This window comes from Xenorhabdus thailandensis (assembly GCF_037996785.1).
GTDB lineage: Bacteria > Pseudomonadota > Gammaproteobacteria > Enterobacterales > Enterobacteriaceae > Xenorhabdus > Xenorhabdus griffiniae.
Map to the genome: position 1 here is coordinate 37,567 of NZ_JBBMXF010000017.1, position 24,516 is coordinate 62,082.

Consider the following 24,516-nt stretch of genomic DNA (forward strand, 5'->3'; position numbering starts at 1 on the left):
ATTTGAACACGAACGATAGGCACTTGGATTTATTCGTCACTGTAACTTGGTCCAGCATAATTATCGAACCGTGACCATTGGCCATTAAATGTCAGCCTTACCGTGCCGATAGGGCCGTTACGCTGTTTACCAAGAATAATTTCTGCCACACCTTTCAGTTCACTGTTATCGTGATAAACCTCGTCACGATAGATAAACATGATCAAGTCAGCATCCTGTTCGATAGAGCCTGATTCACGTAGATCGGAGTTAACCGGCCGCTTATCGGCTCGCTGTTCCAAGCTACGGTTAAGCTGGGAGAGTGCGACGACCGGCACTTGAAGTTCTTTTGCCAATGCTTTTAATGAGCGGGATATTTCCGCAATTTCCAGTGTTCGGTTGTCAGATAGAGAAGGTACTCGCATCAATTGCAGGTAGTCGATCATAATCAAACTGAGCCCACCGTGTTCGCGGAAAATGCGTCTCGCACGGGAACGTACTTCTGTTGGCGTCAAACCAGATGAGTCATCGATATACATATTGCGTTTTTCCAGCAAGATCCCCATCGTACTGGAAATGCGTGCCCAATCCTCATCATCAAGCTGACCGGTACGAATACGTGTTTGGTCTACGCGGGACAGAGACGCTAGCATACGCATCATGATCTGGTTGCCGGGCATCTCAAGGCTGAAAATCAAAACAGGTTTATCCTGCATCATGGCCGCGTTTTCACACAAGTTCATCGCAAAAGTCGTTTTACCCATTGAAGGACGCGCCGCCACGATGATTAAATCTGATTTTTGCAATCCTGCGGTTTTCTTATCCAGATCTTGATAGCCGGTAGAAACGCCTGTTACACCATCATGCGGGCGCTGATAGAGCTGTTCAATTCGTTCAACAGTTTCTTCTAGGATCTGTTCAATGCCTTTTGGACCTTCATCTTTATTTGCCCGATTTTCTGCGATCTGGAATACTCGTGATTCAGCCAAATCCAACAGTTCTTCGCTGGTTCGCCCTTGCGGATCATAGCCTGCATCGGCAATTTCATTGGCTACCGCAATCATCTCGCGTACTACTGCACGTTCGCGGACAATATCGGCATAAGCATTGATGTTCGCCGCGCTTGGGGTATTTTTCGACAATTCAGCAAGATAGGCAAACCCTCCGACATTATCGAGTTCACCATTCTGTTCAAGAGATTCCGCTAATGTGATCAGGTCGATAGGTTTGCCCGTTTCGAGCAAACGCTGCATTTCAGCAAAAATACGCCTGTGTGGTCGGCTAAAAAAGTCATTGCTAGTAACCCGTTCGGATACACTATCCCAACGTTCATTATCCAGCATCAAACCGCCTAACACGGATTGCTCTGCTTCCAAAGAGTGTGGTGGAAGTTTCAGCCCTTCCACTTGGCGATCTTTTGGTTCAGCCATACTGTTGTTAGTTGGTTTTTTTCCAGCCATGTATACCGCATCAATCCACGAAACAAAAAACGAAATAGGGTATCAGTATACGCCATGAAAACAGCCTTGAGTAATTATATATATACCAATCTAATTTCAAGATGCGTGTGATTTCTCCCCGCGAAGAAATCAGGTTTCATATCGTGCTGTCAATTGCAACTTGAAGTTTAATGCGTATAGTCTGTAATGATTTCAAATACATTAACGTTATTTGCAGCTATTTCATTGCAAACATGCGAAGCTGTTCCCAGTATTTCTAATATAATGAGAGCGTTACCATGGCAAAACACATCGAATTATCCGCTACTGGCGGCCCAGAAGTACTCCGATATTGTGAATTTATACCCGCTGACCTTGTTCCCGATGAAGTACAAGTCGAAAACAAAGCTATCGGCATTAATTATATTGATACCTACATGCGCAGTGGGTTATATCCACCAGCCAGCCTGCCCTGTGGCCTGGGAACGGAAGCCGCAGGCATTGTTACTAAAGTTGGTTCCAATGTGACATCAATTAAAGTCGGTGATCGTGTGGTTTATGCTCAGTCAACTTTAGGTGCTTACAGTGAAATACACAACGTTCCTGAAAGCAAAGTCGCGCTGTTGCCGAATGAAATTTCGTTCGAACAAGCGGCTGCATCATTTTTAAAAGGGCTGACTGTTTACTATCTGTTCAATTTGACTCATAAGCTCCAGACAGGCGAAACAATTCTATTTCATGCTGCCGCTGGTGGTGTTGGTTTGATTGCCTGCCAATGGGCAAAAGCATTGGGTGCGAAATTGATTGGCACAGTAGGCTCAGACGAAAAAGCGGCACTCGCCAAGGCAGCAGGGGCATGGCAAACCATCAACTATCGTCGCGAAAATATTGCAGAACGTGTCTTGGCTATTACTGGCGGGGAAAAAGTCGGTGTCGTATACGATTCTGTCGGCAAAGAGACTTGGCTGGATTCGCTGGATTGCCTGAAACGACAAGGTTTGATGGTCAGTTTCGGTAACGCTTCAGGCCCCGTAACCGGCGTGAATTTGGGTATCCTCAATCAGAAAGGTTCGCTGTTTCTCACCCGCCCTTCCCTTAATGGCTATATCACTACTCGCGAAGAGTTAGCTGAAGCCAGCAAGACATTATTTGCTTTAATTGCCAGCGGCAAAATTAATGTGGATGTACCAGAAAACCAGAAATTTCCACTGAGAGAAGCAGTAAGAGCACACCAGACGCTGGAAAACCGTGCAACCCACGGTTCCAGCTTATTGATTCCATAATTTCTGAACGGATTTACATCCGCTCTGTCACCATTTCCAACGCTTTTTCAACAACCATAATATCAGCGCCCGACTTATGGGCGTTTTCACTTAAATGACGACGCCACTGACGTGCCCCAGGGATCCCCTGGAAAATGCCTAGAATATGGCGGGTGATATGCCCTAAATAAGTGCCTTTAGACAGCTCTTGTTCGATATAAGGATAAAGCGCTTTAACGGCCTCAACCGTATTGGTCACTGGAACTGTTTGATCAAACAATTCACGATCCACATGTGCCAGAATGGATGGGTTTTGGTAGGCTTCTCGTCCAACCATTACGCCATCCATATACTGCAAATGCTGTTTGGCTTCTTCCAGCGATTTAATGCCACCATTAATTGAAAGCGTCAGGTAGGGGAAATCTTGTTTCAATTGATAGACTCGCGGATAGTCCAAAGGCGGAATTTCGCGGTTTTCTTTCGGGCTTAAACCCGACAGCCATGCTTTACGTGCATGGATAATAAAATTATCGCAATCGCTGTTTTTCACAACAATATCAATAAAATCACACAAAAACTCGTAGCTATCCTGTTCATCAATTCCAATGCGGGTTTTAACCGTAACAGGAATATCCACGACATCCTGCATTGCCTTAATACAATCAGCAACTAGCGCGGATTCTCCCATCAGGCAAGCCCCAAAACGACCATTCTGCACACGATCAGAAGGACAACCCACATTCAGATTGATCTCATCGTAACCTCTTTCCTGTGCGATCCTGGCACACTGCGCTAATGCCTGTGGATCACTCCCCCCCAATTGCAGTGCTACTGGATGTTCTTGCTCGTTATAGGCCAGATAATCCCCTTTACCATGAATAATCGCTCCCGTTGTAACCATTTCCGTGTAAAGCAATGCTTCCTTGCTTAATAAACGATGAAAGTAACGGCAATGGCGATCTGTCCAGTCTAACATGGGCGCAACGGAAAAGCGGGAAGGTTTGAATCTTCTCGCATCCGTTGATATTACAGTGAATTTATTAGGTTTTTGTATCTGTATATTTTCGTGCATTTCAGGTTATTTTTGAATTATCAGCACCCCAAGCAGAACCCCATTAATTTGGGGACCTGAAAAGGAGAGTATTAAAGATGGTCTACTATAGCATAGAAAAACGCCCGCGCGCAGACGGCACTGCCCGCTATCGTTGCACTATTGGTGTTAAGCCTGGTGGTAAATATATCTATAGAGAGAACCGTATATTCGGAAGACAGTCCCACGCCAAGACACGGGGGCACTGAGCTAGAACAAAACGGAGTTCCCGCGCCAGAAGGTGTAATCGGTTTATTTGGGCTAGCAGGGATTGCAGGTGCTCTAATAGCAACCAATGTTGGCCATTATGTTGATAAAGGTCAGGCAAAATCGGTAACGAAAGTCGGTTTAACTCTCTTATTATTTTCTTGGTTACCTATGGCATATGTACAATACTCTATCTATGGGTTAATTGTTGGGATTATTTTATTAGATCTCGCTGTTCAAGGATTGAATGTTATTAACCAAAGTACAATCTATAAAATATTGCCAGAAGCGCAAAACCGATTAACATCAGCTTATATGACAAGTTGTTGTTCAGGTACGGCATTAGGTTCTATTATTTCTATTTATACTTATAAATCTCATGGTTGGTTTGGTATTGTTATTTCCGGCTTAATTATTTTCATAATAAATTTGGCAATATGGTTTTATATGCATAAACATGAAACCAAAGAATTTCATTATTCAAAATAGAGGGCAAGTGATAGTATAGTAGCTCTTTTTAGAGAGCTACTATGTAATGCAATAAGAAATTATTCCCGTTGGTTATTAGTGCAAAACGCGAATTTCAGTATGACTACTATCTTCATCCATTATCTCATCATAAAGTGAATCTTCCATTTGATCCTTCAACATGGAATTGACCACATCAGCAAAACCCTCTTTCATATATTGTTCCATAAAGATACCTTTCGGGTTTGGCCAAGGTAATTGAGCTATCGGCCAGTCACAATATTCCTTGTAAAACAAAAACGCTTTTAGGCGTCCTTTCACTGTGTCAAAATCTCGACTCCAATAGGCATTACCTAACCGATAATTCGTATAGAATTCATCGAAGCTGCCAAAAATTTCATAAACATAATCGGCTGTTTTTAATATATTTTTCCACGCCGTTTCTTCACTAATATAGCCCGCCGCAAAACAATTTCGGCTCAAAACAATCGCTCGCCAGAGATCAAATCCCCAAAGTAAAGCGGGTGGGCGTCCATTAATTGAGCGAGAACATTGCTGTATATATTCCTCTGGCTCTTCAATTAAACTGCCAAGTATCTTAAACATTTCTCCATCGGTAAAAACTGCATCAACCGCAAAACGCTCTGAGTGCATTCCTGCCCATAAATCATGCAATACTTTCCAATAATCTTTTTCATCAAGTATTCCCCAATTTGTATAGACTTGGGACTGATGAGGTTCTGCATCAGATAAGGGCAAGATACGGTATTGGTAATTATCGCGAGAAACTCGGCTTTTTAAAGGGTAATGTTCTAATGTTTCTGTCCAAAAACCCTCGTAATAAGAGTTAACGATATCCAAACGCAATGCCTGACGTTTTTCTTCCGGTAAAACAGAATATTTTGCCTGTAAGTAATAACGTTTTTGTTCGGTAATAGGGAGATTTTTGATGCGTTGGAAACTATATGTGGAGAGATATATACCAAGTAAGCTCAAGCCAATCATGCTAGCCCAAAGTATATATCCCTTTGAAGGTACGTTATTAGAAGCAAAGATCAGGATCGTTACTCCAACCGAGAATACAACCAGAAAAAAGGTCGCAATCCAAAGAACACTTAAACCCACGATCTGAATAGGTCTGAGAAATACCACGCCTTTTCTTTCCTTGAGGATATTTTTGATTATCCTAAAACCATTAACAGGAAATCTTCTATTATTCGGGTGGTTTTGTAATAATTCTTTCATTTTTAATCCATTAAGTAAGATGTATTTAGAATATTTTTAATGTTTAAATCTTTTTTCTTCCTAAGTGGAACTACTAGAATAAACAGCTTTTTCATTAATCATTGTTGACCATCTCTAATATTAGTAATGTAAAATACTATTTTTAGTGTTAATAATAAAGAAGACTATATTTAAACAGAATATAATTTTAATTTCCAATATAATTATCTAAATAAGTTTCCTTCGTTATTTGACCCATTTTATTGTTCTTATCCACGGATTAATTTTATTTTCAAGTATCTCATCATGACAAGTTAACCCCTTTTCTTCACAGGCATATTGCACATCAGAAGAGAACTGAACATCATATCGATCCCACTCTCAGGTTAAAAAACATGATAACATTAAAGTCATTAGCATCGTGTAGGTGTGAGAGGTGTAATGAAAACTATCAATCAAAAAAAGTTACTGGCACAGGCTGAAACAATATGCCTGTCAAGAGGAGTTCGTTTGACGCCTCAACGCCTTGAAATTCTTCGTTTAATCACTGAACAACCTGGCGCAATAAGCGCTTATGATTTGCTGGATTTATTACGTGAAGTTGAGCCACAAGCTAAGCCTCCAACAGTTTATCGTGGATTGGAGTTTCTGCTGGAACAAGGTTTTATTCACAAAATAGAATCCACAAACAGCTATGTACTTTGCCATCATTTTGAAGAGCCAAGTCACACTTCGGCAATGTTTATTTGTGAATTTTGTGGTTTAGTAACCGAAAAGGATGCAAAGGATATAGCATCAGCTATTCAGCAGTTGGCACAAGGTACAGGATTTCATTTGCGAAATAGTGTGATAGAAGTTCATGGTATGTGTTCCTCCTGCCATGAAATTGAATCCTGCACGGAGCGCGATACATGCCAGCACAATCATTCGGCTGAAGAAAATAGAAAGAAATAAAAAACGCTTGAAGATAAATTGAACAATGAGGCGGTCATAACTGATATAATCATATATTTTTCAAGCTCCTGTTAAACTTAAGTTTAACGGGTTCTGGGAAAAATGACCGCCCCAGGATGGCAAACTGCAATTATCGCCTTTACAATCAGAACCAGTCCCCATTACGAATAATGCCGACTGCCAATCCTTCAACAGTGAAATTTTGCTCACTTAAATCAACAACAATAGGCTTAAATTCCGGATTCTCAGCAATCAGTTCAATCTTGCTTCCTGTTTGTTTGAAGCGTTTTACTGTGACTTCATCTTCAATACGCGCCACAATAACTTGCCCATTATGAACATCCTGTGTTTTATGTACAGCCAGTAAATCTCCATCCATAATCCCAATGTCTTTCATGGACATCCCACTGACACGTAATAAAAAATCAGCGCTTGGTTTGAATAATTCAGGATCAACCTTATAGTGACTTTCGATGTGTTCCTGAGCCAGCAGTGGTTCCCCGGCAGCAACACGACCGATCAACGGCAATCCTGCCCCTTCATTTTCTTCAAGCAGCAAACGGATACCTCTGGATGCACCAGAGATAATCTCTATCACCCCTTTACGCGCAAGTGCCTTTAAATGCTCTTCTGCTGCGTTAGGTGAACGAAAACCAAGCTGCGCTGCAATTTCAGCACGTGTTGGTGGCATACCCGTTTGCGAAATATGGTCACGCACCAAGTCATAGACTTGCTGCTGCCTGGCAGTTAACGCTTTCATTTCGCCCCCTGTTTGTTTATACAGTCAGACTGTGAGTATATACAGGTAAAGCCGAATTGGGAACCAGTCGGCATGTAAAAGCAACTAAATAACGTATTTGATGAAAAAACACGCTACTTCTCAGCCCATAAAATGTGACCAAGATCATTCCCCAAATAAATAACGCCAAAAAGTAGGGTGAGCAATACCGCCGCAGATCCCATATCTTTCGCTCGACCTGATAATTCATGATATTCACTACCAATGCGATCCACGACGGCTTCTATGGCACTATTGAGAATTTCAACAATGACCACCAGCATAATAGAGCCAATCAGGAAGAGTCTCTCAAGTAAGCTAAAATCTAAAGAAAATGCTATGATGATCGCAAGTATGGCAGCAATTACTTCCTGCCGAAATGCCGCTTCATTTTGCCATGCAGCCTTAATTCCTTTCACCGAATACCCAGCAGCTTTAATGATACGACTTAAACCTGTTGATTGATTTGCCATAAAATTTCTTTAAATGAACTCAATGATGATATGGATATATAACTTTTCGCTCTTATTATTGTCTTATTTCCACAGATCTCAAAATCTGTTTCTGGTATCCTTGCGATGCGTTGCTAACAAGAGGCTTAAAGCAGTTATGTCAGGTTGGCGTAAAATATATTATAAGTTATTGAATTTACCACTAAAATTATTAGTAAAAAGTAAATTAATCCCTACGGATCCTATTGCGGAGCTGCGTCTTGATACGACTCGGCCTATTTTGTATATACTGCCGTATCACTCAAAAACAGACTTATTGACTCTGCGTCAACAATGTCTGGCGCAAGATTTACCAGATCCTTTGGATCCTTTGGAAATTAGTGATATACAGCTTCCCAGTTGTGTTTTTATCGATAACGGTCCACGTGTGTTCCGTTGTTATGCTCCAAAACATGAATCTGTGAAAATTTTTCACTCTTATCTGGACTTACATCACAATAATCCTGATCTAGATATCCAGATGGTGCCCGTTTCCGTCATGTTTGGCCGCTCCCCAGGACGCGAAGGGCAAGAAGGACATACAACCCCACAATTACGTTTGCTAAACGGTGTACAAAAATTATTTGCCATCTTATGGCTTGGACGGGATAGTTTTGTCCGTTTCTCCACACCGGTGTCTTTACGCCGTATGGCTGACGAGCATGGTGCAGATAATATCATCGCCAATAAACTCGCCCGTGTGGCTCGGATGCACTATTCTCGCCAGCGTCTTGCGGCAGTTGGGCCGCGTTTGCCTGCCAGGCAGGATCTGTTCAACAAGTTGCTGACATCAAAAGCAATAGAAAAAGCGATTGCTGATGAAGCCCGTAGCAAGAAAATCTCTCCCGAAAAAGCAAAGCAGAACGCCATCAATATGTTGGAAGAGATTGCCGCGGATTTCTCCTATGAAACCGTACGCTTGACCGATCGGGTTTTAAGCTGGACCTGGAACCGTTTGTATCAAGGCATCAATGTTCATAACGCCGAACGGGTTCGCAAGTTGGCGCAGGATGGCCATGAACTGGTTTATGTTCCATGCCATCGCAGCCATATGGACTACCTTTTGCTCTCTTATGTGCTCTATCACCAAGGGCTGGTTCCACCTCATATTGCTGCGGGCATTAACCTGAATTTCTGGCCTGCCGGCCCGATATTCCGTCGTCTCGGTGCGTTCTTTATCCGCCGTACATTTAAAGGTAATAAGCTCTATTCAACCCTCTTTCGTGAATATCTCGGCGAGTTGTTTACCCGTGGTTATTCAGTTGAATACTTTGTCGAAGGAGGACGCTCCCGGACTGGTCGTTTGCTTGATCCCAAAACTGGAACGCTCTCCATGACCTTGCAAGCCATGCTGCGAGGGGAATCTCGTCCCATCACGATTGTGCCGATCTATATCGGTTATGAGCATGTGATGGAAGTGGCAACGTATGCCAAAGAGCTGCGCGGTGCAACCAAGGAAAAAGAGAGCTTTTTCCAGATGGTGCGCGGGTTGCGTAAATTACGTAATCTGGGACAAGGTTACGTGAATTTTGGTGAACCTATCCCGTTGACACAATACCTGAATCAACATGTCCCAGAGTGGCGTGATTCCATTGATCCAATCGAATCGCAACGTCCAACATGGCTGACGCCAACAGTCAGTAAACTGGCTAACAATATTATGGTCAATATCAATAATGCTGCCGCTGCCAATGCTATTAATTTATGCACTACGGCATTATTGTCATCACGCCAGCGAGCACTGACCCGTGAACAGCTTATTGAGCAGTTGGATTGCTATCTGCAATTACTGCGTAATGTGCCTTACACTGACAATATCACGGTGCCAAACCAAACCGCAGAAGAGTTGCTAGATCACGCTCTTATGATGGATAAGTTTGAGGTCGAGAAAGATAGTCTGGGAGATATTATTATCCTGCCACGTGAAAGCGCGGTATTGATGACTTATTATCGTAATAATATCCAGCACTTATTGATCCTACCATCCCTGATTACCAGTATTATTATGCATCACCGCCGCATTAGTCGCAGTGAATTGCTCAGACAAGTAGCGCTGATTTATCCGCTGATCAAGCAGGAACTTTTCATGCGTTACAGCAAGGAAACGCTCCCGGAGGTTGTCAATACCTTGATTGATGAGCTGGCACGCCAATGCCTTGTCTGCAACAAAGAGCAAGGAATGCTGGTGCTAAATCCTGCGCGTATTCGCCCGCTGCAATTGCTGGCAGCCGGCATCAGGGAAACGCTGCAACGTTATGCCATTACGCTCTCTTTGTTGAATGCCACACCTGAAATCAGCCGTGGTGTACTGGAAAAAGAGAGCCGGATGCTGGCACAACGTCTGTCAGTGCTGCATGGCATCAATGCGCCGGAGTTCTTTGACAAGGCCGTTTTTGTTTCCTCGGTCAATACGTTACGTGAAGAAGGTTATATTCAAGACAGCGGCGATATGATTACCACCAGTGCCCAGGAACTCTATCATGTATTGAGTGAGCTGATGTCACCTGAAATTCGTTTGACGATTGAAAGTGTCAGTATGCCACCAGAACAAAATGAACCTTTACAGGTAACACAAGATCAGCAATAACGACACCACGCTGGTCAGAAGATAACGGGTGGTAATCCGCCCGTTATCTAAACGCTACACCCTATTAGACATAGCTAAAAAAGATGCCGAGGAACAGAACTAAACCAACGTAGTTATTGTTCATAAAAGCGTGAAAACAGGCAGACCTTTCCCGATTTGTGATCAATTTTTGCTGATAAATGAATAATGCTGTTACCAGCAATACCGTCCAATAATAGATCCCGCCCAGATTCACCATCCCGCCAACGAAGACCAAAATGCCCAGCATGATGAATTGCAGAATGCCAATGATCAGTTTATCAAAGCGTCCGAAAAGTACGGCGGTCGATTTCACGCCGATTTTCAGGTCATCGTCACGATCAACCATGGCATACTGCGTATCGTAAATTACAGACCAAATGATATTAGCTAAAAATAACAGCCAGCATTCCAAGGGTAAGGATTCACTAACTGCGGCAAAGGCCATCGGAATTGACCAGCCGTAAGCCGCACCTAACACAACTTGTGGCAAGTGACTAACACGCTTGACAAAAGGGTAAACACACGCCAATGCCAGACCAACGACCGACAATGCAATCGTCATTTTATTCAGTGTCAAAACCAGTGCGAAAGAAATGAGTACCAGTGTGGCAAACAAGATTTTGCTTTCTTTTTCGGTAATAGCGCCACTAGGGAGAGGACGAGATTTTGTCCGTTCTACATACCCATCAAATTTTCTGTCTGCGAAGTCATTAATGCAACATCCCGCCGCACGCATAAAAAACACACCAAGAGTAAATACTAATCCTATGTGCCAATCTGGTATGCCTTTTGCGGCGATCCACAATGCCCAATAGGTTGGCCATAATAGTAATAATGCGCCAATAGGTTTATCAATACGCATTAAACGGCAATAAGCACGCCATTTATCTCGCGTCATACTGACCTTCAATCTATTTCTCCCCTTCAGTTCTGTTGATCTTAATTCTATTTATATACAGGTGAATTCGGTAAAAAAGTCTCTGTGAGCAACAGCGGTTTGCCTGACAGCCTCAATAAGGAACGGCGTACCCAATGATCCCCCTGCTGGCCTATTTGAATATAATCCCGTGTTAGATTATTACCACTAAAAAGATAACGTCCAAGTGGCACAGTTCCGATATCAACCAATTTCTTATCTGGGCCTGTGAGTGTTTCCACTGGAATAATAGTACGTCCTAAAAGCCACGGGATGTTATCCCCATACAAGACCGTTTCACGCAACCAGTATTTTTCACTTACAGGTAAGTGCTCACTTTCACTACTTAACGCTTCCGGAGTGATAAAGCCCTCCCGGAAAGGCATCACCGATACATTCTGACAATGTTGTTCAAAACGACGTGTCATTGAGCCGGCTTCCATCAGCCAATCGAAAACAGATTCAGGAATATGGTCAGTCTTATCTGACGATAACCAGTGAATGGAGGGTGAAGTTAATATTGTGTCATCTACCATGTTATTTTCCCATTGCGGGGAATAGCCATTTCCCCGACAGCACAACGAATGGGGAGTGAGGATATCATGTTGCAAACCAATAAAATTAAAAGTTGATAACAAATTATGTAATTCACAAAAAAACTCAGCTTAATAACAGTTATTAAGCTGAGAAGAGATTTACCAATCTAACTTCTCCCCGCTTAGCGGGGAGAAATCAGGTTTCATCGTGTTGTAAATTGCAACTTGAAATTTAATGCGTATAGATAATACGGCAGTTCAGATTAACGCCATGTTTTGAATTGGTTAATCAGCCCATTTGTAGAGCTGTCATGGCTAGTTACAGCTTCTGCATCGTGCAGCTCAGGCAAAATACGGTTCGCCAATTGTTTGCCCAATTCTACGCCCCATTGGTCAAATGAGAAGATATTCAGAATGGCACCTTGAACAAAGATCTTATGTTCATACATAGCAATCAATGCGCCCAAACTGAATGGGGTAATTTCACGTAATAAAATAGAGTTGGTCGGACGGTTACCTTCAAACACTTTGAATGGCACAACATTTGCCACGTCTTCAGCATTTTTTCCTGCTTGCGCAAATTCAGCTTCCACCTGAGCCTGTGTTTTACCAAATGCCAATGCTTCAGTTTGTGCGAAGAAGTTAGAGAGTAGTTTACTGTGGTGATCACTCACTGGATTATGGCTGATTGCTGGCGCAATAAAATCACACGGGATCAATTTAGTTCCCTGGTGGATAAGCTGATAGAACGCATGTTGACCATTAGTGCCAGGCTCGCCCCAGATAATCGGCCCTGTCTGGTAATTCACCGGATTGCCATTACGATCGACATACTTACCATTTGATTCCATATTGCCTTGTTGGAAATAGGCAGCAAAACGGTGCAAGTATTGATCGTAAGGCAGAATCGCTTCAGTTTCCGCACCAAAGAAATTGTTGTACCAGATGCCGATCAGTGCCAGCAAAACAGGAATGTTCTGCTCGAAGGCCGTTTGCTCAAAGTGTTTATCCATGGCATGGGCGCCACTTAGCAGCTGTTCGAAATTTTCATAACCAATGGAAAGCGCAATAGATAAACCAATTGCAGACCAAAGCGAATAGCGTCCCCCTACCCAATCCCAGAACTCAAACATGTTTTGGGGATCGATGCCGAATTTTCTCACTTCTTGTTCATTGGTGGATAATGCCGCAAAATGTTTCGCAATATACGTTTCATCAACAGCACTTTGCAGGAACCAATGGCGGGCAGAATGTGCATTGGTCATCGTTTCTTGCGTGGTAAACGTCTTGGAGGCAACCAAAAATAAAGTGGTTTCTGGATCTAAGTTTTTTAGTGTTTCGACAATGTGGGTTCCATCAACATTGGAAACAAAATGCATATTCAGGTGATTTTTATACGCTTTCAGTGCTTCAGTCACCATATAAGGACCAAGATCAGAGCCACCAATGCCAATATTGACGACATCTGTAATAGCTTTGCCTGTATAGCCTTTCCACTCGCCACTAATGATGCGCTCACTGAATGATTTCATTTTCGCCAACACCGCATTGACTTGCGGCATCACATCTTCGCCATCCACCATAATCGGAGTATTACTACGGTTACGTAGGGCAATATGCAGCACCGCACGATCTTCAGTACGATTGATTTTCTCACCAGAGAACATGCTGCGAATTGCGCTGGCTAAATCGGTTTCTTGCGCCAATGCTTGTAATTTCTCCAGTGTTTCCGCGGTGATACGGTTTTTAGCGTAATCCACCAGAATCTGCTGATCAAACGTCGCAGAAAATGTCGTAAATCGTTTTTTATCCTGTTCAAACAGATCCCGCAAATGCACATTTTTCATTTGCTCAAAATGCTGCTGCAATGCTTTCCAGGCTTCGGTCTGGCTAGGGTTGATGCTTTTCATGAATAATGCTCTCTATCAACTGTCAATAACAATAGGAATGCACAGATTGTAACGGTTTAATTCTGTGATTAATCTCCTTTTCCTTGTAATCACTGATATTGGTCAAAATAGCCCATGATTTCCAGTCTTAATTGTTGAGATAGGCAAAAACGATAATTGCTTTTCCATCATGAAAATTATTTATGCTTCATCATCAAATATTGACTCCATACGCCTAACCCGATATTTCTAAAAGCCTACTCTCTGAACTATCCTCCGAACAAAAGGTTATCATTCATGTGTGCTGTTTCATCTCCTAACTCACAGTATGTAGTAGCAAAATTTGGTGGTACTAGTGTGGCAGACTTTGATGCCATGAATCATTGCGCCGACATTATCTTGGCGGACACCAATATCCGTGTGATCGTTCTGTCAGCTTCCGCTGGCGTAACCAATTTACTGGTTGCATTAGCAGCTGGCTGCGAGAGTGACAAACGGGAGAACTACCTGAAACAGATCCGTGACATTCAATACGCCATTATTGACCGATTGAATGACGCTGGTGTGATCCGTGAGGAAATAAATCGTCTGCTGGAAAATATTGAAATGCTGTCAGAAGCAGCATCGCTTGCTACTTCAGAAGCATTGATAGATGAATTGGTTAGCCACGGTGAAGTTATGTCCACCTTATTGTTTGTAGAGTTGCTACGTCAACGCAATATGGATGCCGAATGGTTTGATATCCGGCGGATCATGCGAACCAATGATAACTTTGGGCAGGCAGAGCCAGATATACTCCAGCTCCATACTTTGGCAATGGAATCTCTTCATCCTCGCCTGAACGATACCATCGTCATTACTCAAGGGTTTATTGGCAGAGAAGAAAAAGGGCGTACAACTACGCTGGGGCGAGGTGGCAGTGATTATACCGCCGCCTTACTGGGTGAAGCGCTTGGTTTACAGCGTGTTGATATCTGGACAGATGTTCCAGGCATCTACACTACCGATCCCCGTATTGTTCCTACAGCTAAACGCATCAATAAAATTGCCTTTGATGAAGCGGCAGAAATGGCAACATTTGGTGCCAAAATCCTCCATCCTGCCACTCTGCTACCCGCTGTTCGCTGTGGCATTCCGGTATTTGTCGGCTCCAGCAAAGATCCACAAGCAGGTGGTACGGTGGTTTGTGATAAAACAGAAAATCCTCCGCTGTTTCGTGCATTGGCCTTGCGCCGTAAACAAACTTTACTGACATTACATAGCCTGAAAATGCTACATGCCAGGGGCTTTCTGGCTGAAGTTTTTACCTTACTATCACGCCATAATATTTCGGTAGATTTGATTACTACATCAGAAGTCAGCATCGCCCTGACGCTGGATACCAAAGGTTCCACCAGCACTAATGGCAACCTGCTGACCAATGCATTGTTAACTGAACTTTCTAAATTGTGCCGTGTGGAAGTCGAAGAAGATATGGCATTAGTGGCGATTATCGGTAATGAACTTTCACAAGCAAAAGGATTGGGAAAAGGAATTTTTGGTGTGTTGGAGCCATTTAATATTCGCATGATTAGCTGTGGTGCAAGCAGCCATAATGTCTGTCTGCTTGTTCCTGGTAACGATGCGGAACAGGTCGTTCAGACATTGCATCAGAGTTTGTTTGAAGGCTGAAAAAATAAAGTCAAATATCTTGCCAGAAAACCCGCATAAAAAGCGGGTTTTTTGATGTTGCAAAGAAGAAACCACAACACATCGGATGTGTTTTTCCCCTCGTTATCATCCATAATAAGAAAACGAAAATAAATTCCATTTTATGTCCATCGCAGCTATCGTTGCTGCAAGCAGACGATTATTCAGAGGGAATCTTATGAGCACGGCCGTTGCCAGCAAACGCACAAAAAAAACGAAAACGATGACAAACAGTGCCGCTGCAAGCGGTCAGGTTCAATCTTTAAGTCGAGGGCTAACACTTTTGGAATATATTTCCGATTCATCTGTTGGTGTCGCCCTGACTGATCTGGCGATACAAGCTGGTTTGCCCAACTCCACGACCCATCGCCTTTTAACCACCTTGCAACAGCATGGTTTTGTTCGCCAGATAGGTGATCTAGGATTGTGGGTGATCGCTTCCCATGCTTTTGTCGTTGGCAGTAGTTTTCTACAAAGCCGTAATCTGATGGTGCTGGTTCACCCGATATTGCGTCAGTTAATGGAAGATTCCGGTGAAACCGTCAACCTTGCCATCCTTAATCTGGATGAATATGAAGCCGTGATTGTCGATCAAGTGCAATGTAACGCGCTGATGAGAATGTCCGCCCCCATTGGCGGTAAACTACCAATGCACGCTTCCGGTGCTGGGAAAGCCCTGCTGTCTACCCTATCTGAACAAAAACGCCTCCAATTGCTGCATAAAAAAGGGATGCACGCTTATACCCAACATACCTGTACCACCGCCGCAGCATTAACAGAAAATCTCGAACAGATCCGCAAGCAAGGTTTTTCATTTGATGATGAAGAACATGCGTTAGGATTACGCTGTATTGCTGCCTGTATCTATGATGAGCATCATGAGGCTTTTGCCGCTATTTCCATCTCCGGCCCAGTATCACGCATCTCTGATGATCGAGTGACGGAGCTTGGCGCTCTTGTTATGCGGGCTGCAAAAGCAATTAGCCGAGAATATGGTGGAATTAAGTAATTTTAGACTGGCAAGCTAAATCGTGACTGTGCTGTCGTTGTCCATTATCAATGCCCACAAGCTACTGTAATGCCAGAATTGCACATATTGCATTACTTTTAATCAACGGGAGAAACGGCTTTGGAAAACAACCGCAGAAAATATCCTGACCGATAGCCCTGTCATTGTTATCAATGAAATTGAACATGCTATTCCTTTGGCGAGGGCATTGGTTGCCGGTAGAATTCGTACTCTGGAAGTGACATTAGGAACTGAATGTGCACTGGAAACCATTCGTTTTATCGCCAAAGAAGTGCCTCAAGCTATTATCAGTGCAGGCACTGTCATTAATCCTGAATAATTGTCTGCCGCGGTGTTCAATTTGCCATTAGCCCAGGATTGACTGATGAACTGTTAAAAGCCGCAAATACAGACTCAATCCCTCTTATTCCAGGGAGCCACACTGTTTCTGAATTAATGCTGGGGATGAGTTATGGCCTGAACTGTTTTAAATTCTTCCCAGAAGAAAAGGATGGCGGTGTTAAGGCATTACGCTATTCTTTATCATGTAATAATTCATTATCTTTATATGTGGACATGGTAATACCACTGATGATACGTTTTATTTGGTTGATTTCAGTACGCTGACTGAACCGCTGTCTACGGCGATAAGCAAAAACATCTTCTATATATCCTTTTTTAATCCGCTCTTGCAAAGTCCGCCAATAATCTGCCTTAAATAGATCACTGTGACTTTCTTCAAAATAACACCGAATACGTTTGTCAGTGCATAAAAAATGTCGAAACTCTTCTGGAAAAACATCGTTAACAGCAACGCTGTACCAAGGTTCACTCGCCAATTCATCTTCAGGATAACGTGGTGGAGGAATATCCCGAAAGTTCACTTCGGTCATGTAACAAATTTCATCATAATCGTAGAAAATCACCCTCCCATGACGTGTCACACCAAAGTTTTTAAACAACATATCACCAGGGAAAATATTTGCAGCAGCCAGTTGTTTAATGGCGTTTCCGTATTCTTCAATCACATCCTTTAATTGCACTTCATTGATCTGTTCCATATAAATATTTAACGGTATCATTTTACGTTCCATATAAAGATGCTTTATCAAAAGTTTATCTCCAAAATCTTCTAACTTTTCGGGTATCTCTTTTTGCAATTCTACCATTAACTCAGGACTAATATGGCGTTTATCAATCACAAAGTTTTCGAATTCCTGAGTATCTGCCATTCTTCCAACACGATCATGCTCTTTTACCAGTCGATAGCACTCCTGAACACGTTCTTGAGAAACCTCTTTCTGTGGTGCAAATTTGTCTTTAATCACTTTAAATACACGATCAAATGACGGGAAAGTGAAAACTAGCATGACCATGCCCTTCACACCTGGTGCAATTGTAAACTGTTCCTGAGTGGCATTAAGGAATGTCAAGTATTCACGGTAGTATTCTGTTTTACCGTGTTTCTGACAGCCTATCGCCATGTATAGCTCTGCCGTGGATTTCGTAGGAAGAATTTCACGCAACCACTCAACTAACGCTGCGGGTAAGGGCGCGTAAACCATAAAATAGGAACGGGCAAAACCAAAAACAATGCTGGCATCATCGTAATTGGTCAGGCAGGTATCGACAAAAATTCCCCCCGATTCATTGTGATGAATCGGTAACAAAAAGGGATACACAATCGCCCCCATTCTAATTTTTCCTACTAACCAGGCTGCCTTATTACGGTAAAATAGTTCATTAGCAATTTGGAATGTGGAGTGTAATAAATCACATTGGGAGAATGTATTCTGTAAATATTGCGTGATATAACCAATATCTCGATCTAAATCCTCCCATTTAAGGCGTAATGGCAAATCATTTAAAATGGTTCGCAGCATTGATGCAAGATCCCCATCAGGGAAAAAATCCCGTGATAATGGGCGAGAAATATGGCGAAAACGGGAAGAAGGTTGAGAAGAAAAGATATAGAGGTTTTCTGGTTTCAAGTTACGATGTTTGAAAAATCGACAGTAAACTGAATTAAAAAAACTTTCTGCAATTTCAAAACGCGGATAATCAGGCAGTAAACAGGTATAAACCGCTTTAACTTCGGCAATGTAATCTTCATCATATTGTAACGGAGTGTGAATGCGTTTCAATTGCTCCACCACCAATCCAACATGATGATCATACAAGTTAATCCGCTTTTTCATCGCCTGTTGTACAGCCGGCCAGTCAGCCTGTTCAAAACGTTGCTGCGCCCCAGAAGTGACTTCCAGAAACCGACCATATTGCGCATCAAATCCCTGTAAAATGGTTTGTGCAATTAAATGTGCGAGATCTATTTCCATATTTAGCCACCTCTACCCGACACGTAAAGGGGTATCCCTTTATTGGAATTCCCCCACAATTTACTACCTCAATCAGGATAATGAACTTAGAATTGCTGTTCTTCAGTTGATCCGGTTAATGCAGTAACAGAAGAACCCTCTCCCTGAATAATCGTGGTCACCTTATCAAAATATCCCGTACCCACTTCCTGCTGATGTGAGGAGAATGTATAACCACGGTCAAGGGCAGCAAATTCTTGTTCCTGAACTTTTTCAACATAATGTTTCATTCCTTCACCACGTGCGTAATCGTAGGCCAAATCAAACATGTTGAACCACATGCTATGTATGCCCGCGAGTGTGATGAACTGGAATTTATATCCCATCGCAAATAACTGATCCTGGAAACTGGAGATCGTTTTATCATCCAGATGCTTTTTCCAGTTGAAAGAAGGCGAACAGTTATAAGCTAACAACTTGCCAGGATATTTAGCATGGATGGCTTCAGCAAAACAACGAGCCGCTTCAATATCCGGTGTCGAGGTTTCGCACCAGACAACATCTGCGTAAGGCGCATAAGCCAATCCACGACTGATAGCTTGTTCAATACCAGCACGGGTGCAATAGAAACCTTCACAGGTTCGTTTGCCAGTAATGAACGTTTTGTCATAAGGATCACAATCTGAAGTCAGTAAATCTGCTGCATCTGCGTCAGTGCGAGCGATTAGCAAGGTGGGTACACCAGAGACATCAGCCGCTAATCGTGCAGCGACCAACTTCTGAATAGCCTCTTGAGTCGGAACCAAGACTTTCCCACCCATGTGTCCACATTTTTTCACTGCCGCCAGTTGATCTTCAAAATGCACTGCCGCGGCACCAGCCTCGATCATCGCTTTCATCAGTTCAAATGCGTTCAATACCCCACCAAACCCCGCTTCTGCATCAGCGACAATCGGCAGGAAATAGTCAATATACTCTTGACTATCTGGCTCGATACCACTTGACCATTGGATCTGATCTGCACGACGGAAGCTATTATTAATACGTTTGATTACATTAGGAACAGAATCAACAGGATACAATGATTGATCAGGATACATGCTCGCTGCGGTGTTCGCATCTGCCGCCACTTGCCAGCCGGAAAGATAAACCGCCTCAATACCTGCTTTAGCTTGTTGAAGTGCCTGGCCGCCTGTCAGCGCCCCAAGCGCATTCACATAGCCTTTTTTTGCTTTACCATTCAACAAGTTCCATAATTTTTTCGCCCCCATTTGCGCTAAAGTATGTTCAGGATTAATCGAACCACGCAATTTGACGACGTCTTCAGCACTATATGGTCGAGTGACACCTTTCCAACGCGGTTGTTGCCACTCTTGTTCCAACTGAGCGATTTGTTGTTTCCGGGATATGGTCATGATGTTCTACTTCCTATTTTTAATTAATCGGATATTTTTGCCATTATTGTCTTTAAGCTAGTCTAATAACTGATAACCAGGTAATGTTAGGAAATCAATTAAGTTGTCCTGAGTGGTAATTCTTTCCATTAAATCAGAAGCTTCCATAAACCGTCCTTGATTAAAACGCCGCTCCCCAACTTCCTGTTTAATAACATCGAGTTCTTCTTTTAACATTTCTCTGAACAGTTCCTTTGTCACTTTTTTACCGTTAGAGAGTGATTTTTCATGGCGGATCCATTGCCAAATCGAAGTTCGGGAAATCTCTGCTGTAGCAGCATCTTCCATTAAACCGTAAATCGGTACACAGCCATTCCCCGAAATCCAGGCTTCTATGTACTGAACGGCAACTCGAATATTTGCGCGCATTCCCTCTTCTGTTCTTTCTCCCAAACAAGGCGCAAGTAATTGTTCAGCCGTAATCGCCTCATCTTCTTCACGTAAAACGGTTAATTGGTTGTGACGTTCTCCCAGCTTTGCGTCAAAAACCTCCATGACAATATCTGCAAGCCCTGGATGCGCCACCCATGTACCATCATGGCCGTTATTGGCTTCCAGTGCTTTATCCGCTCTGACTTTGTGCAAAACTTGCTGATTTTGCGCAGGATCTTTACTAGGAATAAATGCCGACATCCCGCCCATTGCAAATGCGCCACGTTTATGACAGGTTTTAATCAGCAAGCGAGAGTAAGCACTCAAGAAAGGTTGTGTCATCGTCACGGATTGACGATCCGGCAAAACGCGGTCAGCATGATTTTTCAGTGTCTTGATATAACTGAAAATATAATCCCAGCGCCCACAATTTAGGCCAACGATGTGATGACGTAAGTGATACAAAATTTCATCCATCTGGAATACGGCTGGCAAGGTTTCAATCAAAACCGTTGCCTTAATCGTACCTATTGGCAAATTGAAACGTGATTCTGTAAAACTGAAAACATCACTCCACCATTGTGCTTCATGGTAGCTCTGTATTTTAGGTAGATAAAAATAAGGACCACTGCCTTTTTGCAGTAATTTCTTATGATTCAAGTAGAAATAGAGAGCAAAATCAAACAACCCGCCAGAAATCGGTTCGTTCTTGTAGAGGATATGTTTTTCTGATAGATGTAATCCCCTAACCCGGGCAATCAATACTGCAGGATCTGCTTTCAACTCATAACGCTTACCCTGCTCATTGGTATATGAGATAGTCCCATTGACAGCATCCCTTAAGTTAATCTGTCCATTGATAACCTTATCCCATTCAGGTGCTAATGAATCCTCAAAATCGGCCATAAATACTTTTACATTGGCATTTAAGGCATTGATGACCATCTTGCGCTCTACAGGACCGGTTATTTCAACTCGACGATCTTTGAGATCATCGGGTATTCCCTGAATTTTCCAATTCCCATTTCTAATGGAAGCTGTTTCCGAAATAAAGTCAGGTAATGAACCATTATCTATCTTTTCCTGCCAACGTACACGTTCATTCAATAATTTTGTACGTCTGTCAGAAAATTCGATAATTAATTCTTCTAAAAAGCGAATAGATTCAGGTGATAACACCTGTTTCTCCGCCTCTCCAAAAGGTTTAATAAAGGTTAATTTTGTTGCTAATGCCTGCTGCATAATTTCCCCACTTCTCACATTTAAGCACTCATCTGCTTAAGAATAATCAATTAAAAAAATAAATCAAAAACAGTTTCCATTATTTTTAATAATTAAAATTAATTAAATATAATCAATAAATTAAGACAAGTTAAAGATAAAAAAAGTAAGGAAATAAATTCCGAAAAATTCCACTCAACAATGTTAAGTTTTTGTTATGCATGAAAAATCACGGTTGATGATTGAACGACAGCAACGGAAGGAAAATTAACAAAATGAGAAGTGTCTCGCTTCAGCAACCCCTCATTTTTATTTAAAATTTAAATTGGGTTTAATCTAAGGTAGGGTTCATAAAAGCAAGATCGTATGGCGTAATTTGGTAGACATAGTAATTCAACCAATTTAAAAATAGTAAATGGCCGTGACTACGCCAAGATGCAACAGGTTTATTTGCAGGATCGTTATCCGGGAAGTAATTGACCGGCAACTTTGGTTCCAAACCTGCATTACGATCACGCCAATATTCCGCAGCTAATGTCCCTACATCATATTCAGGATGCCCTGTTACAAATACTAATCTCTTATCTTTACTGGCAAATAAATAGGCTCCAGCCTCTTCTGAACGGGCTAAAATATCTAAATCCGTATGTTCACGAATAAGAGATTCAGGAAAATCAGCAAAACGCGAGTGAGGAGCAAAAAATGTTTCGTCAAATCCACGGGTTAACAATGCCAGAGGATTTAAAGTTGAATGAGAATAAACACCAGAGAGTTTAGTTTTTCGGGTATGCTTGGGAAGTTGATAAAGAACTTTTAATGCAGCTTGAACCGCCCAACAAACAAAAAGTGTCGAAGTAACATGTTCTTTTGCCCAAGTCACTATTTTTTCAACTTCACTCCAATACACCACATCTTCAAATTCAATAAGTCCTAACGGGGCGCCTGTGACAATCAATCCATCAAAATTTTGATCTTTTATTGAATCAAAATCACAATAAAAAGTATCCAGGTGTTCAGCAGGGGTATTCTTACATTGACGACTATCAATGCGCAGCAATTGAATATCGATTTGAAGCGGTGTGTTAGACAATAAGCGAATAAACTGGTTTTCTGTTTCTATCTTCTTTGGCATTAAGTTGAGCAGCAATACCTTCAATGGACGAATATTCTGAATATTGGCCCGTGTTGACGTCATAACAAAGATGTTTTCATTGCGAAGAGCATTCACCGCAGGTAATTCATCTGGTACACGAATTGGCATTGCTTAAAACCTCGACTATTTAGTTTTTACCTTTAGACTTCTAGATAGCCAAATTTACCCCAAACGGAAGGAAAATGTCGAGTTATTGTACTCAAATTGAAATTATTTCATTTTATTATATGGAAAATAGTTATCAGAATAAGGGAGAAAAGTTAAGGTGATATTAGTCATAATACGATGTAACCAATATCAACCTTTCATTAATAAAATTAAAGATAGGCAGAGTTCATAACTTGGAGGTTCAAACAATCTTTAAACGCCTGATAACTCTGTTTGCTTAGCTGCTCAGGGTAGCTTAAGACAAACGGCCCTGATGACTTCTCTGCTCATGTAAAGGAAAAGCTGTGTTATAGAGTTCATTGATGAGGTCAAAATTGATTTTTCCAAACACCCAAACGCAAAAAAGCCATCCGATGACGGATGGCTTCTCTGGCTAATTGATGTCTGGCAGTGCTACTCTCACATGGGGAGACCCCACACTACCATCGGCGCTACGGCGTTTCACTGCTGAGTTCGGCATGGGGTCAGGTGGGACCACCGCGCTATTGCCGCCAGACAAATCCTGTTTTCAATCCCGAACAAGCTGCTTTTCTACGCTGAAACCCGTCTCTCTTTCCACTCCCGAAAACCCCTTCGGTGTTGTCAGGTTAAGCCGCACGGTTCATTAGTACCGGTTAGCTCAACGTCTCGCAACGCTTACACACCCGGCCTATCCACGTCCTCGTCTCGAACGTCCTCAGTACCCTCTAGGGGTAAGGGAAGACTCATCTTAAGGCAAGTTTCCCGCTTAGATGCTTTCAGCGGTTATCTCTTCCGCACTTAGCTACCGGGCAGTGCCATTGGCATGACAACCCGAACACCAGTGGTGCGTCCACTCCGGTCCTCTCGTACTAGAGCAGCCCCTTGCAATCTTCCAACGCCCACGGCAGATAGGGACCGAACTTCACGACGTTCTAAACCCAGCTCGCGTACCACTTTAAATGGCGAACAGCCATACCCTTGGGACCTACTTCAGCCCCAGGATGTGATGAGCCGACATCGAGGTGCCAAACACCGCCGTCGATATGAACTCTTGGGCGGTATCAGCCTGTTATCCCCGGAGTACCTTTTATCCGTTGAGCGATGGCCCTTCCATGCAGAACCACCGGATCACTAAGACCTACTTTCGTACCTGCTCGAGCCGTCACTCTCGCAGTCAAGCTAGCTTATGCCTTTGCACTAACCTCACGATGTCCGACCGTGATTAGCTAACCTTCGTGCTCCTCCGTTACACTTTGGGAGGAGACCGCCCCAGTCAAACTACCCACCAGACACTGTCCGCAACCCGGATAACGGGCCGGCGTTAGAACATCAA

General features: G+C 42.7%; 17 protein-coding genes, 2 rRNA genes and 2 pseudogenes. 7 read left to right on the forward strand and 14 right to left on the reverse strand.

Features of this window, described 5'->3' with window-relative positions:
- Positions 1-29: 29 nt before the first annotated feature.
- On the reverse strand, positions 30-1,439 hold the full coding sequence (gene dnaB / locus AAC853_RS16685; RefSeq protein WP_340615209.1) for a replicative DNA helicase: 1,410 nt from the start codon (positions 1,437-1,439) through the stop codon (positions 30-32).
- Positions 1,440-1,717: 278 nt separating this feature from the next.
- Between dnaB and AAC853_RS16690 the strand changes: the two genes are divergently transcribed.
- Complete coding sequence (locus AAC853_RS16690; RefSeq protein WP_340615210.1) at positions 1,718-2,701, forward strand: quinone oxidoreductase; 984 nt, start codon at positions 1,718-1,720, stop codon at positions 2,699-2,701.
- Between the two features lie 13 nt (positions 2,702-2,714).
- On the opposite strand, the gene dusA is transcribed toward AAC853_RS16690, so the two are convergent.
- Entirely contained in the window at positions 2,715-3,752 is a 1,038-nt protein-coding gene (gene dusA / locus AAC853_RS16695) for a tRNA dihydrouridine(20/20a) synthase DusA (RefSeq protein WP_338884502.1), read from the reverse strand.
- Positions 3,753-3,908: 156 nt separating this feature from the next.
- Between dusA and AAC853_RS16705 the strand changes: the two genes are divergently transcribed.
- Entirely contained in the window at positions 3,909-4,466 is a 558-nt protein-coding gene (locus AAC853_RS16705) for an MFS transporter (RefSeq protein ID WP_422824236.1), read from the forward strand.
- Positions 4,467-4,541: 75 nt separating this feature from the next.
- On the opposite strand, the gene AAC853_RS16710 is transcribed toward AAC853_RS16705, so the two are convergent.
- On the reverse strand, positions 4,542-5,690 hold the full coding sequence (locus tag AAC853_RS16710) for a DUF1266 domain-containing protein (protein WP_340615211.1): 1,149 nt from the start codon (positions 5,688-5,690) through the stop codon (positions 4,542-4,544).
- A gap of 420 nt (positions 5,691-6,110) precedes the next feature.
- Here AAC853_RS16710 and zur point away from each other — a divergent pair, with 420 nt between their 5' ends.
- Positions 6,111-6,623: a zinc uptake transcriptional repressor Zur gene (gene zur / locus AAC853_RS16715; RefSeq protein ID WP_338884499.1), complete on the forward strand. Its 513-nt coding sequence runs from the start codon at positions 6,111-6,113 to the stop codon at positions 6,621-6,623.
- Positions 6,624-6,768: 145 nt separating this feature from the next.
- On the opposite strand, the gene lexA is transcribed toward zur, so the two are convergent.
- Together lexA and AAC853_RS16725 are read right to left on the reverse strand one after the other, a co-directional pair.
- Positions 6,769-7,383 carry a transcriptional repressor LexA gene (gene lexA, locus AAC853_RS16720; protein ID WP_338884497.1) on the reverse strand — a complete coding sequence of 205 codons (615 nt, stop codon included), beginning with the start codon at positions 7,381-7,383 and terminating at the stop codon, positions 6,769-6,771.
- A 139-nt stretch (positions 7,384-7,522) separates the two neighbouring features.
- A pseudogene (locus tag AAC853_RS16725) lies at positions 7,523-7,874 on the reverse strand (diacylglycerol kinase); the annotation flags it as partial.
- 136 nt (positions 7,875-8,010) lie between these two features.
- On the opposite strand from AAC853_RS16725, the gene plsB reads away from it, so the two are divergent.
- Entirely contained in the window at positions 8,011-10,479 is a 2,469-nt protein-coding gene (gene plsB, locus AAC853_RS16730) for a glycerol-3-phosphate 1-O-acyltransferase PlsB (protein WP_338884494.1), read from the forward strand.
- Positions 10,480-10,543: 64 nt separating this feature from the next.
- Here the strand turns inward: plsB and ubiA are convergent, their stop codons facing one another.
- From ubiA to pgi, 3 genes are all read right to left on the reverse strand, one after another.
- Positions 10,544-11,398 carry a 4-hydroxybenzoate octaprenyltransferase gene (ubiA, locus tag AAC853_RS16735; RefSeq protein ID WP_338884492.1) on the reverse strand — a complete coding sequence of 285 codons (855 nt, stop codon included), beginning with the start codon at positions 11,396-11,398 and terminating at the stop codon, positions 10,544-10,546.
- Positions 11,399-11,445: 47 nt separating this feature from the next.
- On the reverse strand, positions 11,446-11,952 hold the full coding sequence (gene ubiC, locus AAC853_RS16740) for a chorismate lyase (RefSeq protein ID WP_340615212.1): 507 nt from the start codon (positions 11,950-11,952) through the stop codon (positions 11,446-11,448).
- 263 nt (positions 11,953-12,215) lie between these two features.
- A complete protein-coding gene (pgi, locus tag AAC853_RS16745) occupies positions 12,216-13,862 on the reverse strand; it encodes a glucose-6-phosphate isomerase (protein ID WP_338884488.1) in 1,647 nt (548 codons plus the stop codon).
- Between the two features lie 276 nt (positions 13,863-14,138).
- On the opposite strand from pgi, the gene lysC reads away from it, so the two are divergent.
- The 3 genes and pseudogenes from lysC to AAC853_RS16760 all read left to right on the forward strand — a co-directional run.
- A complete protein-coding gene (lysC, locus tag AAC853_RS16750; RefSeq protein ID WP_340615213.1) occupies positions 14,139-15,512 on the forward strand; it encodes a lysine-sensitive aspartokinase 3 in 1,374 nt (457 codons plus the stop codon).
- 196 nt (positions 15,513-15,708) lie between these two features.
- Positions 15,709-16,539, forward strand: coding sequence for a glyoxylate bypass operon transcriptional repressor IclR (iclR, locus tag AAC853_RS16755; RefSeq protein ID WP_340615214.1), 831 nt, complete (start codon positions 15,709-15,711; stop codon positions 16,537-16,539).
- A 91-nt stretch (positions 16,540-16,630) separates the two neighbouring features.
- Positions 16,631-17,073: pseudogene (locus AAC853_RS16760) on the forward strand (beta/alpha barrel domain-containing protein); the annotation flags it as partial.
- Here the strand turns inward: AAC853_RS16760 and aceK are convergent.
- The 6 genes from aceK to AAC853_RS16790 form a co-directional block, all read right to left on the reverse strand.
- The gene (gene aceK, locus AAC853_RS16765) at positions 17,073-18,875 is read right to left on the reverse strand and encodes a bifunctional isocitrate dehydrogenase kinase/phosphatase (RefSeq protein WP_340615215.1); all 1,803 of its coding nucleotides are present in this window, start codon (positions 18,873-18,875) and stop codon (positions 17,073-17,075) included. The pseudogene AAC853_RS16760 and the gene aceK overlap by 1 nt on opposite strands.
- 86 nt (positions 18,876-18,961) lie before the next feature.
- Positions 18,962-20,269 carry an isocitrate lyase gene (aceA, locus tag AAC853_RS16770; RefSeq protein ID WP_340614147.1) on the reverse strand — a complete coding sequence of 436 codons (1,308 nt, stop codon included), beginning with the start codon at positions 20,267-20,269 and terminating at the stop codon, positions 18,962-18,964.
- 57 nt (positions 20,270-20,326) lie between these two features.
- Entirely contained in the window at positions 20,327-21,922 is a 1,596-nt protein-coding gene (aceB, locus tag AAC853_RS16775) for a malate synthase A (RefSeq protein ID WP_340614146.1), read from the reverse strand.
- Between the two features lie 310 nt (positions 21,923-22,232).
- The gene (metA, locus tag AAC853_RS16780; RefSeq protein ID WP_338884480.1) at positions 22,233-23,162 is read right to left on the reverse strand and encodes a homoserine O-acetyltransferase MetA; all 930 of its coding nucleotides are present in this window, start codon (positions 23,160-23,162) and stop codon (positions 22,233-22,235) included.
- A gap of 442 nt (positions 23,163-23,604) precedes the next feature.
- A 5S ribosomal RNA gene (gene rrf / locus AAC853_RS16785) occupies positions 23,605-23,718 on the reverse strand.
- An 87-nt stretch (positions 23,719-23,805) separates the two neighbouring features.
- Positions 23,806-24,516, reverse strand: a 23S ribosomal RNA gene (locus AAC853_RS16790); the annotation flags it as partial.